11 protein-coding genes are annotated in these 13,527 nt (G+C 41.6%); 9 read left to right on the top strand and 2 right to left on the bottom strand.

Annotated features, from left to right (window positions below):
• Positions 1 to 210 precede the first annotated feature (210 nt).
• From AC13FX_RS14485 to AC13FX_RS14445, 9 genes are all read left to right on the top strand, one after another.
• Positions 211 to 2,706, top strand: coding sequence for an efflux RND transporter permease subunit (locus AC13FX_RS14485; RefSeq protein ID WP_482881590.1), 2,496 nt, complete (start codon positions 211 to 213; stop codon positions 2,704 to 2,706).
• A gap of 51 nt (positions 2,707 to 2,757) precedes the next feature.
• Positions 2,758 to 4,317, top strand: a complete 1,560-nt coding sequence (locus AC13FX_RS14480) for an NAD(P)/FAD-dependent oxidoreductase (protein WP_482881589.1) — start codon at positions 2,758 to 2,760, stop codon at positions 4,315 to 4,317.
• Between the two features lie 258 nt (positions 4,318 to 4,575).
• Positions 4,576 to 5,385 carry a CsgE family curli-type amyloid fiber assembly protein gene (locus tag AC13FX_RS14475; protein ID WP_482881588.1) on the top strand — a complete coding sequence of 270 codons (810 nt, stop codon included), beginning with the start codon at positions 4,576 to 4,578 and terminating at the stop codon, positions 5,383 to 5,385.
• A 10-nt stretch (positions 5,386 to 5,395) separates the two neighbouring features.
• A complete protein-coding gene (locus AC13FX_RS14470; protein WP_482881587.1) occupies positions 5,396 to 5,833 on the top strand; it encodes a curli assembly protein CsgF in 438 nt (145 codons plus the stop codon).
• Positions 5,833 to 7,230, top strand: coding sequence for a CsgG/HfaB family protein (locus AC13FX_RS14465; protein ID WP_482881586.1), 1,398 nt, complete (start codon positions 5,833 to 5,835; stop codon positions 7,228 to 7,230). Before AC13FX_RS14470 ends, AC13FX_RS14465 begins: the two co-directional genes overlap by 1 nt.
• A gap of 298 nt (positions 7,231 to 7,528) precedes the next feature.
• Positions 7,529 to 8,311 (top strand): hypothetical protein, encoded by a 783-nt coding sequence (locus AC13FX_RS14460; RefSeq protein WP_482881585.1) that lies wholly within the window; start codon positions 7,529 to 7,531, stop codon positions 8,309 to 8,311.
• Between the two features lie 75 nt (positions 8,312 to 8,386).
• Positions 8,387 to 9,190, top strand: coding sequence for a hypothetical protein (locus AC13FX_RS14455; protein ID WP_482881584.1), 804 nt, complete (start codon positions 8,387 to 8,389; stop codon positions 9,188 to 9,190).
• Positions 9,191 to 9,311: 121 nt separating this feature from the next.
• Complete coding sequence (locus AC13FX_RS14450; RefSeq protein ID WP_482881583.1) at positions 9,312 to 9,878, top strand: hypothetical protein; 567 nt, start codon at positions 9,312 to 9,314, stop codon at positions 9,876 to 9,878.
• A 42-nt stretch (positions 9,879 to 9,920) separates the two neighbouring features.
• Positions 9,921 to 10,574, top strand: coding sequence for a carboxypeptidase regulatory-like domain-containing protein (locus AC13FX_RS14445; protein ID WP_482881581.1), 654 nt, complete (start codon positions 9,921 to 9,923; stop codon positions 10,572 to 10,574).
• A gap of 39 nt (positions 10,575 to 10,613) precedes the next feature.
• Here AC13FX_RS14445 and AC13FX_RS14440 read toward each other — a convergent pair whose 3' ends face one another.
• A complete protein-coding gene (locus AC13FX_RS14440; RefSeq protein ID WP_482881579.1) occupies positions 10,614 to 12,128 on the bottom strand; it encodes a TrkH family potassium uptake protein in 1,515 nt (504 codons plus the stop codon).
• Positions 12,128 to 13,480: a Trk system potassium transporter TrkA gene (trkA, locus tag AC13FX_RS14435; protein ID WP_482881578.1), complete on the bottom strand. Its 1,353-nt coding sequence runs from the start codon at positions 13,478 to 13,480 to the stop codon at positions 12,128 to 12,130. Before trkA ends, AC13FX_RS14440 begins: the two co-directional genes overlap by 1 nt.
• Positions 13,481 to 13,527 lie beyond the last annotated feature (47 nt).

Here is a 13,527-nt window from a genome sequence, read left to right as displayed (position 1 = left end):
GAAATTCATTCAACAAAACTTGGTTTGGTCGCACTCAGATCCTGATCCTTAGCTTTGGGTTCAAAGTGAACAATGAAATCAAAGATGAAAAGTTAACCTAAGTGATTTAAAAGATGTTACTTGTTACAAATTCTCAAAATAGAACAAAGAAATACGTATTTTTGTTAGTTATTGAAATCACCAAAATTTAACGTCTCATTTACAGATTAAATGTCAAAGCTGCTTGAGCTCTTCAAACCATTATTGAATTACAATTATTCCCATCCTTACCTGGTATTAACTGTGACCCTGCTGTTGGCTATTGTCAGCGGCTTTTTCGCTGTACAGTTGAAAGTAGATACAGATATTGCCAATCTGCTACCTGAAGATCATCCAAATGTGGTGGCATTGGATAAACTCAATGAAACCGTTGGTGGTGAGACCGATATGCAGGTGGTTATCAACTCACCAAGTTTTGAAGCCAATAAAAGATTTGCGGAAGACCTAATTAAGAAGTCACTTGAATTGTACTACCCAAGACTTGAGGATTACTATTTTGACCGGGCTGAATTCAAAAGGGAAACAGAATTTACCAGAAATAATGCCTTATATCTGGCAAGTGAGTCTGAACTCAATGATGTGATCGGTTGGTTGGAAGATGAAATTGAGCAGGCAAAAGAAGAAGCCAACCCTTTTTACTTTGATCTTGGAGACGATGAGGAAGAAGAAGACACACGAGCAGAAGATTTTGAAGAGAGTTACAAAACATTAGTACCGTCAGAGTATCCGGTAAATGAAGATAGTACCATTATGGTGGTCAAGTTTTTTCCAACCGGTTCCAAAAGTGATATTCAATACCTGGAAGATATGTTTGAGGAGTATGATGCCCTCATCGCTTCTATGAACCCTGCCAGTTATCATCCGGAAATGGAGGTTAAGTTCGGTGGGCGACTCAAAAGACACTTAGAAGAGATCACATCTATAATGGATGATGTGATCGGTAGTTTCGCAACCGGAATAAGCAGTGTGATATTTTTGGTAATGTTCTACTTTTTCATCAAAAAATACCTCCATTACCGTAAAGGTACGCAGGGTCAGGGTAGATATACGTTCTGGTCACATATCATTAGAATGCCGGTACCGGTTCTTGTGATAGGCATTCCACTCCTGATAAGTCTGGTCTGGACGTTTGGTATTACTTACTTCTATCTGGGTATCCTTAATACCATGACCTCAGTATTATTTGTGATATTGTTCGGACTAGGAATTGATTATGGCATACATTTTTATGCACGATATATTGAGCTTCGAAACCACGGATTCAGTGTGCATGAAGCTATAAAAACCACTAATGAGAAGACCGGTGAAGCCATATTAGTATCTGCCTTTACAACGGCTGCCGCTTTGTTCATCCTGATGTTCGCTGATTTCAGGGGGTTCTCAGAATTTGGCTTCATCTCAGGCACAGGAATACTGTTATCATTATTTGGGATGCTGTACATTTTACCCGCAATTCTTGTAGTGCTGGATGAACGCCTCAATTGGATACTGATCAGTGAAGAAGAGGAAGTTAGGTATGAAGGAACCCACCGCTATCCGTTTGCAAGAACCATTGTAACGGTTGGACTGGTGGCGTCTGCCATCGTAGTGGCTTTTAGTGGTAACTTGAGCTTTCAATATGATTTTGGTGAGCTTGAACCAAAATTCCCTGAATACGAAGAGTTCAGGTCTTTTGCCCGGCAGGTTGAAGATTCTGATAAACGGAATCCTGCATATATAGTGGCCGAAACCAATGAACAGGTAGAGGAAATAGCCCGGGTTCTAAAGAATAGAGCAGAGACGGATACCGTTTCACCAACCATTCAAAGTGTAGAGACCCTTCAGGAAAGATATCCTTCCACAGAAACAGAAGAACAGGAAAAACTTGAAAAGATCGCTAAAGTCAGAGAGTTACTTCAGGATCCATTCCTGGTAGATAGGGAGGATGAAGATCTTGACCGCTTGAGGCAGGCTGCTCAAACCACAGAACCCGTTACTATAGATCAGATACCCGACTATCTGAAGTCACGGTTTGTTACCAAAGATGGTGAAATTGGCCGGTTTGTGATCATATATCCTTCAGTTGGATTATCGGACGGACGTCAATCTATTGCTTTTAAAGATGATGTTAGTGTGGTGAACCTGGACGATGGTTCAGAATTCTATGCTTCCAGTACATCAATTGTTGCAGCCTCTATGCTGGATCTGATGAGAACTGAAAGTCCCTACATGGTTGCTGCTACTTTTATTTTTATTTACTTCTTCATGCTATTCTCATTCAGGTCTTTCCGTTGGTCGTTGATCGCGATGTTACCTCTACTGGTAGGCTTATTATGGCTATTTGGGATCATGATGATCTTTGGACTACAATTCAACTTCTACAATCTTGTAGTGCTTCCGGCTATATTAGGTATCGGTGAGGATAGTGGAGTACACCTTGCTCATCGTTACAGAGAGGAAGGGAAAAATAGTATGTGGCAGGTGCTCTCCAGTACCGGGCAACACATAACCATGGGGTCAGTTACTACCATGCTAGGCTTTGCCGGGCTTCTTTTCACCAATCATCCCGGTTTGCAATCAATTGGGATCATGGCGGTATTGGGTATTGGTATGACCTTATTGACTTCAATAACCTTTATGCCTGCACTGATCCAATGGCTGGAAGATAAGGACTGGTTGAACTTTTAAGTGAACTCGTTTACCTATTGAATTACAAAAGGTTATTAGATATTTAATTCCATGCAGAAAGAATGTGTTATAAGGGTATTACCTGAAATTGCCGGGGAAAAAGATCGGTTATATCAGCACCTTCGGAAGCAGGAAGGATTATCAAAGGAAGACTTACGGCATGTTGAGGTTCTGAGGAGCTCTATTGATGCCAGGGCGAAACAGGCCTACTACAATCTTAAAGTTCGTTTGTATATAGGAGAAGAGTATCAGCCGGAAGAAGTTAGCTTACCTGACTATCCAAATGTCAGTACTGCCAGGGAGGTGATCGTGATCGGAGCGGGGCCCGCCGGACTTTTTGCGGCTCTTGAGCTGATGGAACAAGGGTTAAAACCCATTATTCTTGAACGAGGGAAGGATGCAAGGGAACGCATACAGGATCTCAAAGCTATTAACGTCAGGCATGAGGTTAATGAAGATTCCAACTATTGCTTCGGTGAGGGAGGGGCCGGAACCTACTCGGACGGAAAGCTTTACACACGTTCCAAGAAGCGCGGAAATGTTATGAAAGTGCTGGAGAGATTAGTTGGGTTTGGGGCTGTTAAAGATATTTTGGTTGATTCTCATCCACACATTGGAACCAATAAATTACCGGGCATCATTGCAAACATGCGGGAATGTATATTGCAAAGTGGAGGTGAGATACATTTTAATACTAGAGTGACTGACCTTAATATTGCGTCAGATAAGATTACCGGTGTTAAAACCTTGAATGGGGACCAATATGAAGCAGATCATGTAATCCTTGCTACAGGTCATAGTGCAAGGGATATTTTCAGATTGTTACACCAAAAAGGTATACATATTGAATTAAAACCTTTGGCGGTGGGAGTCAGAGTAGAGCATCCGCAATCTTTGATCGATTCCATTCAGTACAATTGTGACACACGTGGGGAATATTTACCTCCCGCCTCATATAGCATAGTCAAGCAAACAGGCGATCGGGGGGTATATTCCTTCTGTATGTGTCCGGGTGGCGTGATAGCCCCATGTGCAACCTCACCTGGCGAAATAGTGACCAATGGGTGGTCTTCCTCAAGGCGGGCTCGTTCTACGGCAAATTCAGGGATCGTTGTGGAGCTCAAACTGTCTGATTTTAAACCATTTGAAAAATTCGGGCCATTGGCAGCCATGGAGTTTCAACACGCCATTGAGTCAAAAGCCTGGGAGGCAGGTGGGAAGACGCAGACTGCTCCGGCTCAACGGTTAAAAGATTTTGTGGATGGGAAGGTCTCTGGATCACTTCCAAATACCTCATATGCTCCGGGCATTACCTCTGTAGACCTGAGAGGTGTTTTACCAAAGTTTATATATAATTCCCTTAAAGATGGCTTTCGTCAATTTGACCGAAGTATGAAAGGGTATTTGACGAACGATGCTGTTGTCCATGCACCTGAAAGCAGAACTTCGAGCCCCGTTAAGATCCCAAGAGATGATAAAACACTACAGCATGTACAAATAGAAGGGTTATTTCCTTGTGGTGAGGGAGCCGGGTATGCGGGTGGAATTGTGTCTGCTGCCATGGATGGGATCAAATGTGCTCAGGCTGTAAAGAGAGATCTTGCGGTATAGGATCCAATTATTAAAAAAAATTAATCTTTCCCTGTAGTTGTTTATTAACAGCTTAAAATCTTCTAATCGTATGAATTTGAGCCCTTTGCATAAAATCATATAGGTAAAAACACCTAGGCGTTTTTGTTTGTAACCGCTTTCAATTATCAAAACTTCTTCGTTAATTAAAAGTGCTTAATTAACGATGGCTTAAATCAAATGGGGATTTGATACGTGGGTAAAACAATAGACGTTGTTAGGCAATTAGGGTATTTAATAATGTTTAGTGTAGTTTTTTCAAGTACCGTAGTTGCTGATGCATATAAATTTCAATGCAGTGGATCACAGACAGTTTCATACGAGATCGTAGAAGGTGATAATCTTTATACGATCGGTAAGAACCTCGGGGATAATAGATTTTGGGAGTACTTGTATATGTTGAACGCCTCTCAGATCAATAATCCACATCTGATCTTTCCTGGTCAAACCATTGATATACCGTTAAAAGTTGTAGCCTACAAAAACGGTCAGCTGGGTTTTGGGGATATATTGGACTCGCCTTTCTGTGAAAATGAGCTCATTCCTGTAAATAAGGTCAAAGAAGAATATCTGGTCAAAGTGGATCTGGATGAAATGGTGGCTCAGGGCAAGATCAAAGTCAAAACGAATGACATGGCATCTGTTGATTCAAAGTCAGTTGATGGTGAAGCTTTGGAAGAATTCAGGAATGCTTTTCAAAAATTAGTTGATGCAGAGAAGGCGGCTGAAAAGAAAGATCTTGAGCCTTTCAGGATGGAAGTGGATGGAATGGTATTAGATGAGACGATCAGTAAAATAGGACGAGATTTTTACAATGTATTCTATCAGTATTGGTCAGGTCCCGAAAACGCGTACAATTATACCATTACGATTGCTGAAAAACCGGCCCCTTCACTTGGGACAATTGTAACCGTTAAAGTGAATGACACCTTTACCTATCAGTCCAGATTGCAGCCAAGATATGAGCTTATTGAGGAAGCCGGGAAAGCAGCAGTCAGGTATTCCTACAGCCACCTTCAAAGAAATAAAACAGGTTTAACTATTTACTAGGCAGTGCATTATGAATAACATCTCAAGTAAAATATTGGTCAGTACATTCATTGCTGTATTCGTATTTGGAATGAGCAATTTAAAAGCACAGGACTTTGTCTATACGCCTAAGAATCCTGCATTCGGGGGAAATCCGATCAACTTTCAATGGTTGAACAGTTCGGCAAATACCCAGAATAAATTCAGTGAATCAGGCCGATCTGCCTTTGAAAGAGACCCATTGGCCGATTTTGAGCAGTCACTGCAGCGTCAGGTTCTTTCACAGATCACGAGAAATATTGTTGGAGATCAACTTGGACTGGATACAGATCTGTCAGAAAATTCAAGGTTCGAATTCGGTGAATTCACGATCGAATTAACCCCGGGTTCAGACGGAGTACAGATACGCATTTTCAATATTCTGACCGGTGATGAGACCAATATTACCATACCAAATTTCGGGAGTTAATGTATAACAGTATAAGATATATCACGTTTATTGTATTTATCGGTTTAGTACTGACGAACTGCACGGGTACGATGATGCCCATGCATACCGATGAAGCTTCAAGGGGTATCGTAAGTCGATCTTTTGAAGATCTGAAGCAACTTCCTGAACCGGAAAGCAAGGTGGTGGCTGCCGTATATCGCTTCAGGGATCAAACCGGTCAGTATAAGCCATCCGAGAACATTGCGAGTTGGTCAACGGCTGTGACCCAGGGAGCTACATCCATTCTGATCAAATCAATGGAGGAATCCGGATGGTTCATTCCAATTGAAAGAGAGGGAATCTCGAATTTGTTAAATGAGCGACAGATCATACAATCTATTAGAAATCAAAATGCCGGGCCAAATGGCCCTGAGCCACTGCCGCCGCTGTTGTTTGCCGGGGTTATATTAGAGGGTGGAGTCATTGGATATGATACCAATGTGATCACAGGTGGATCAGGTGTGAGATACATGGCTACAGGCGGTTCTACGAATTATCGAAAGGATCAGGTCACTATTTATCTGCGTGCGGTATCAACTCAAAGCGGCCGGGTTTTGAAAACGGTTCATACCACGAAATCAATCATTTCACAGCAACTTGAAAGCGGGGTATTCCGGTATGTGGATACGAACCGAATTTTGGAAGCGGAAACCGGGTACACCTATAATGAACCACCGGTTATGGCTGTAACGGAAGCCATAGATGAAGCCGTTAAACAACTGATCGTAGAAGGCGCTGAGGAAGGTATATGGACACCAAAAGACCCACAGGCTTTGGAAGATTACAAAATGACCTTCAATTTTGAGAAGGAAAGACAGGAGCAAATGAACCGCAATTACTTTGGTTTACTGGAAAAGGAAAACTTGAGAAGTGGCTGGTTCCTGAATACCAATGCCCTGATAGCCAGCCATATAGGTAATTATGCTGATCCCGACACTTATGCAGGCTTTAATTTAATGGTAGAGCGCAGTATTGTATCCGGATTGAGTGCCCAGGCAAATATTGAACGAACAGCCGTGGGAGCCTACAATGCTTTTTCTGAGCCTATTACGGTAGGTGAATTATTTTTGAACGGATATCTGTTACCCGAGAATAAGATATCCCCGTTCATTTCAGCCGGTTTTGGGGCGATGGCTTATGACAAACAGCATGATTTTCTCAACGGGCAGGTGTATTTCACCAGTTCCTTCAAAGCTGGGATCGATTACCGATTCAACCGCAGTATAGGTCTGAAACTATCAGCCAATTACCGGTATATGCTGACCGATGATCTGGATGGCGTGACCGAAGAAGGATATAACGATCAGTTTTGGAGTGTGAAGGCCGGGGTGGTCTTTGCGCCAAATATATTCACTAAAATTGGAAAATTGTTTTGAACAACAGAACCCAAATACATGATTTTATGACACAAAGAACGTAGATAAGATAAAAACGCAAAACGACGCCGGGGGTATTTACCGAACGGTAAATTGGGAAACCACGACGCCGCAATGCGATTCATGAAAGGTACAAATTTTATGTCTCGTATTCTATGTTTGCGTTTTTGCTTATCACTTAATGATTCTCACAACTAAAACAAAGTGAGGTCCCGCGGCTTTTTGGGCCGGTTCCTTTCAGGGTATTGGTACCTATGCGGGGTAAACTTAAGAACAATAACAAAACATAGGATACACTATGAAACGACTAACGACACTACTCGCAGCCATTCTGTTTACGACAGGTATGGTATTTGCGCAAAGTAATAACAATAGTGCAACTTCTGCTCAGGATGGAAATGACTTAGAAGCAAGTATTTCTCAAGCGGGAAACTCAAATAACGCACTTCAAAATCAGACGGGTTTTAGTGCTGAAGTATCAATTAATCAAATTGGTAATAGTAATTTTGCTACTCAGACACAAACCAATAGGGGGTTATCTCAATACCCTAATGCGGGCCTAGCAGAAGTATTTCAAAATGGTAATAGTAATATCGCCATTCAAACTCAAAATAGGGAATATCAAACTGCTGAAATCAATCAAGATGGTGTTCAAAACTATTCAGTTCAAGATCAAACAGGCTGGTCAAATTCTGCTAGCGCACTAGTAGATGGTAATGGAAACTATACTGGTCAATTCCAAACTGGTGGAAAATCACAAGTTGCTGATATCTCACTAGATGGAAACAGTAATACAGCCTCTCAAACACAAAACGGTCAGTACGCAGATGCTACAGTGGGTATCCTAGGTAATGGTAATTATTCAATACAGGAACAATATGGACCTACAGCTTTTGGAACTAGAAGTTCATTATCACTTGAAGTTGTTGGTAATAATAATGTTGCATTACAATATCAAATGACTAATGGAACTGGTAACATGGGTAGTGTTTCACAGTTTGGAAATGGAAACTTTGCTTCTCAAACACAGAATGGTAGTGGAAATGCATCTACTATAGCACAAGGATCACAACTGAATTAATTAATTCTGCCTGTGCAGTTAAGAAACTGCACAGGTTATTACTTCACAAAAAAAATAAACTAATACTGAAAGAATATGAAACGACTAACTACAATACTTGCTGCTATACTTTTCACAACTTGTACGGTTGCAGCACAAAATAATAATCAAGCAACCACTGATCAGGATGGTGATGATCATATTACAAATATAAACCAAGTTGGAAATTCAAACTGGACGGATATCGAACAAATTGGTGGCGAAAATGATGCATTCTTAACACAGGATGGTAACAATAACGTGGCCAGTATATTCCAAGATGGATTTGATACTCGTGCGAATTTCCGAACAGCCTATGCTGAATTAACTCAGGAAGGAAATGGTAATTATGCTGATATAGATCAATTGAATAGAAATTCACTGAAAGGATTTAACGATTCATATAATACTGCAGATCCTGAAGGAGCCTTACAAGTTGGTAACAATAATGATCTCAGAGTGAATCAATATTCACAATATAATCAGATCTACGCCAACCAGTTAGGAAATAGCAATTTTACCAATGTTACGCAGGGTGGTGGAAATAGCAATGTTGCCAGAATTCTTCAAGAAGGTAACAGGAATTATCTTACAGTTAGTTTATTGAACGGAGGCATTAATCGTATCAATGCTCAACAAATTGGTAATGATAATATCGGTTTAGTTAACGTAGATGGAAGTGCCAATAATGAAACATCTGCTTCGCAAAGTAAATTGTATCAGGAAGGTAATAGCAACTTTGCCAATATAATGGTTACTGGAGATAGTAACTGGTACAATGTAAGCCAAGTTGGTGCTTCTAACTATGCAAATGCGACTGTATTAGGTAATGGAAACGTAACTAGTATATCACAACAATAAAAAATAATTGATAAAGTAACTTATACAATTAATTAATCTGGCAACAGCCTTGATAGGGTTGTTGCCTATTCACTAACAAATTCTAACGGAAGAAGTTAACCAATTACAGTAGGTTACGATCATGAAAAAAGTACTGATATCATTATTATTCAGCGGTCTTCTCACTAATGCAGTGTTAGCTCAGGGAGTGGAAAGGGAGGTTGATGTTTTTCCGGAACAAGTTTCCATAGAGCATAACGATGCGGTGAAAAAATTCAGTAAGGATTACGTGACAGCCGGTCATTTTAACACAGGTGTTGGCTCGTTCATAAACTCTATTTTACAAGCAGATCAATTGGCAATAATCAATCAGATCGGCAATGAAAATATTGCGAGTATCACTCAAAGGGGAAGCAATAATTATGCGATTATAAATATTGTAGGTAACCAAAATGATATCGGTATCGAACAGGACGGGAATTGGAATGCAGCCGGCCTGACCTTTATAGGGGATCAAAATGAATTCAGTTTAATTCAGCGTGGTGATTATAACTTTTTCAACCGATTTAAAGTTGCAGACGGCTATCAGGGACAATACATCCAAAATGGGTCTAGCCTTGGCCTGGAGATACGTGGTACCAATGGAATACCAATGTCGATTGAGCAAACAGGGCAAAACATGGGCATCCTTATTGAAAACTATAACTAATTACCTCATTTAAACAGATAAACAGACGTAAATTTTCGAAGTATGAAGGCAGTTTTAATTCAGATAGTGTTGGTTCTATTATTGGTATCCTGTGCAAAAGATAATGTTGGGGTCGATGAATATGGTGTAATTAATGGAAGAGTAATAGACAGTGAAACCGGGGAAGGTATTGCTGGGGTGAATATTACCACCACACCACCTACACAAGCTATTCTTACAGAAAATAATGGGTCATTCAAAATAACTGAACCACCGGTTGGCAGTTATACAGTTCAGGCAAGAAAACCGGGCTATTTGAATAATTCGGTTAGCGTATCAGTACCAAGATGGAAAAGCGTTCGGGCAGATATTTTACTGGAACCTGAAGAGGAGGAGTTGCCGGCCGAGGATAACGTACTGCGTGCTACCGTTGATTCCTGGTTCAATGCACAAAGTGGTGACAGTTCCTTTGTGGAAGTGGAATATTCAGTGGAAAACATTAGCGAACGCACCGATGTGGATGAGTATGAGGTCTATTTTGAGATCATAACCGGAGGAAATTCTTATTATTTTGACGCAGCAGGAACCGACCTCAAGGTAGATCAAAAGAATTCAGGGGAATTCAGAAAATACATCCGTTCAGAAACGGCCAGTGATGTGCTCATCGAAAAAACCTGGTTCTCAGAAGGCTCCAATGATGATTCAGGCACCAACTAACAACCTGATCACTGTTTACTGCTAACTGTATACTGAATATCACTGTCTCCAAAAAGCAGGAGAGAAGATGATCAGCACGGTAAAGATCTCAAGTCGCCCCACCATCATCAGCATAATGAGAACCCACTTTGCGGCATAGGGTAAGCCGGCAAAATTATCGGTTGGTCCAAAATCTCCCCAGCCCGGACCGATGTTCCCAATGGCTGCTATACTCGCTCCGATGGAAGACATGATATCGTAGCCGAACAGACTTATGATAAGGGCTCCTGTGGCAAATATGAAGATATAGAGGATGAAAAAACTTAATACGGTCCTCTGAATATTCTGACTAATGGTTTGATCACCGATTCTAACAGGAAGGATCGCTTTTGGGTGCATGATCTGTTTGATCTCACGGCCTGTGTTTCGAATCAGGATCATCCAGCGGATCATCTTAATTCCACCTCCGGTAGAACCCGCACATCCCCCGGTAAAGAATAACAGAAATAAGAAAAAAGCCCCCAAACTGTTCCAAAGTTCATAGTCATCGGTCCCAAATCCGGTTGTTGTCACGATGGCCAATACCTGGAAGGCTCCATAACGAAGAGCTTCCAAAATATCATAATTGTCTGCCAGCCATAGTGAACCGGAGATAACCACGATACCAAAGCCGATAATTAGTGTATAGAATCTTGTTTCACGGTTATTGAAAAAGGATTCCGTATCACCTTTAAACAGCCTGAAATGCATCGCAAAGTTAACCCCGGCCAGAAACATGAATAAAATGATCACCCAGTCGATATAGGCTGAGTTGAAGGAGGCGATACTTCCATTTTTAGTTGAAAACCCACCGGTAGCGAGGGTTGCAAAGGCATGATTGATAGCCTCGAACCAATCCATGGAAGGGTGAACCCAAAGTAAAAGGAACTCAGCAGCTGTGAAGGCCACATATACACCCCACAGCAATTTGGCGGTTTCTTGTACCCGTGGAGTCAATTTATCAGCAGTGGGCCCCGGAGATTCAGCCTGAAACAACTGCATTCCACCAATTCCCAGTAGAGGAAGAATAGCCAAAGACAGTACAATGATACCCATACCACCCAGCCAGTGGGCCAGTGAACGCCAAAACAAAAAGCTTTTAGGTATTTCCTCGATCTGGGGGTTCATGAAACCATCAGAAGTGGTACCTCCCAAAATGGTTGAACCTGTGGTAGAAAGGCCGCTCATGGTTTCAAAAACAGCATCTGTAAAAGAGGGGAGGATCCCGGATATCACAAAGGGTAATGCTCCTACAAGGGATAAAGAAAGCCAGGTTAAACTTACGATCAAAAAACCTTCACGAATCCGTAATTCCTGAGTTGGTTTAAAGAAATACCATAGTGCTCCCCCAACTGTAAATGCAATGCCGGCCGATAAGACAAATGAATGCCATGTATCCTGATCGTAGACAAGATCGATGATGGCAGGGGTTAGCAATGCAAATCCCATAAAGAATATGAAAGCCCCGAGTACACCTAAAACAACCAGGAAATCGATCTTGGCGCGCGGTGCATTACTTTTATAGAGTGAGGTCATTATTGAAATAGCTTGGTTACACGATCAACAGCTGAAGGCAGGCAGAATACCATAACGCGGTCACCGGAGTTAACCTGTGTTTCTCCGGTTGCGATCTCAACGGCTCCGTTACATAATACGCCCCCGATCACACAACCTTCCGGTAAATTTTGTTTCTTGATCGGTTTTTTAGTGATCTTTGAATTCTTGGTAGCCTGCAGTTCGATCACTTCTGCCTTGATCCCTCTTAACTCAGTAACTGAGATGACTCGCCCACGCCTCACATAGCGATGGATCTCATTAGATGCAGCTACTTTCTTATTAATGACCGCATCCAGCCCAATGGTCTGAGCTAGTGGTATGAAATCCGGTTTTGAAACAAGGGCTACCGTTTTTTTGACCTCAAGGTGTTTGGCCATCAGACATGAGATAATATTTGATTCCTCATCATCGGTAACAGCAATAAACGCATCCATTTCATTAATACCCTCTGTGACAAGAAGGTCCGGGTCCGTTGGGTTCCCGTGTAACACCATGATGCCCTTCATATCAATAGCCAGTTGCTCGGCTTTATCATAATCAGGCTCTATCAGTTTTACAGACCAGTTTTTTGCAGGATCTTCCACAAGAAGCTTCGCGATCATTGCTCCCATACCCGAACCCCCGGCTATCATCACTGAATTGAGTTCACGTTCTTTCTTTCCGGTGGTTTTAATGACTTCATTAATGTTCTGCGTTTCAGCAAGAATAAAGATCTGGTCATAATTCTGAAGTTTGACAGAACCGGTAGGTATTATGGTTCGGCCACGTCTGCCAATAGCAACCACCCTGAATGTTAATTCAGGATATGAAGCGGCATATTCTGTGAGCGATTTATTTATGAGAGGCGAATTCTTTTCAAGCCGGATCCCAATAAGTTGCATACGATCATCGGCAAGGTTTATGACATCGCTGGCTGAAGATCGTTTAAGTAATTGAGCGATCTCATGGGCGGCACTCAGTTCCGGATGGATCATGACGTCAATACCAAGATCAGAGGGGGTAAGGGGGGCATTTTCATCAGAGAACTCATCGCTTCGTATCCGGGCAATGATCATCTTAGCCCCCAGTCGCTTACCGATCATACCGGCTATCATATTAACTTCATCAATACTAGTAACGCATATCAGAATATCTGCTTCTCCGGCAGAAGCAGAAACCAGGTCTTTTACAGAAGTAGCGTTGCCTTCAACAGTTAAAACATCCAGTGAATCCGCAACTCTTGACAATGCTGTTTTATCACGGTCAAGTACCGTTACATCTTGTTTTTCGGATGACAGTACACTGGCCAGGTCATAGCCAATTTCTCCGCCACCAATAATTACTATCTTCAAAAGTCAGTTGGTTTCATTTTCAAAAAGCATTCAATGTTACCATGATT

This window comes from Gracilimonas sp. B-17 (genome assembly GCF_056857935.1).
Note: the sequence above shows the minus strand (reverse complement) of the source record. Positions and strands in the feature narration are given on the sequence as shown.

What these genes read in the sequence shown, in the direction of transcription:
- AC13FX_RS14455 (WP_482881584.1), top strand. Translation starts at nt 8,387, where the DNA reads ATGAAACGACTAACTACAATACTTGCTGCTATACTTTTCACAACTTGT.
- AC13FX_RS14485 (WP_482881590.1), top strand. Translation starts at nt 211, where the DNA reads ATGTCAAAGCTGCTTGAGCTCTTCAAACCATTATTGAATTACAATTAT.
- AC13FX_RS14445 (WP_482881581.1), top strand. Translation starts at nt 9,921, where the DNA reads ATGAAGGCAGTTTTAATTCAGATAGTGTTGGTTCTATTATTGGTATCC.
- AC13FX_RS14475 (WP_482881588.1), top strand. Translation starts at nt 4,576, where the DNA reads ATGTTTAGTGTAGTTTTTTCAAGTACCGTAGTTGCTGATGCATATAAA.
- AC13FX_RS14440 (WP_482881579.1), bottom strand. Translation starts at nt 12,128, where the DNA reads ATGACCTCACTCTATAAAAGTAATGCACCGCGCGCCAAGATCGATTTC.
- AC13FX_RS14470 (WP_482881587.1), top strand. Translation starts at nt 5,396, where the DNA reads ATGAATAACATCTCAAGTAAAATATTGGTCAGTACATTCATTGCTGTA.
- AC13FX_RS14450 (WP_482881583.1), top strand. Translation starts at nt 9,312, where the DNA reads ATGAAAAAAGTACTGATATCATTATTATTCAGCGGTCTTCTCACTAAT.
- AC13FX_RS14480 (WP_482881589.1), top strand. Translation starts at nt 2,758, where the DNA reads ATGCAGAAAGAATGTGTTATAAGGGTATTACCTGAAATTGCCGGGGAA.
- AC13FX_RS14460 (WP_482881585.1), top strand. Translation starts at nt 7,529, where the DNA reads ATGAAACGACTAACGACACTACTCGCAGCCATTCTGTTTACGACAGGT.
- AC13FX_RS14465 (WP_482881586.1), top strand. Translation starts at nt 5,833, where the DNA reads ATGTATAACAGTATAAGATATATCACGTTTATTGTATTTATCGGTTTA.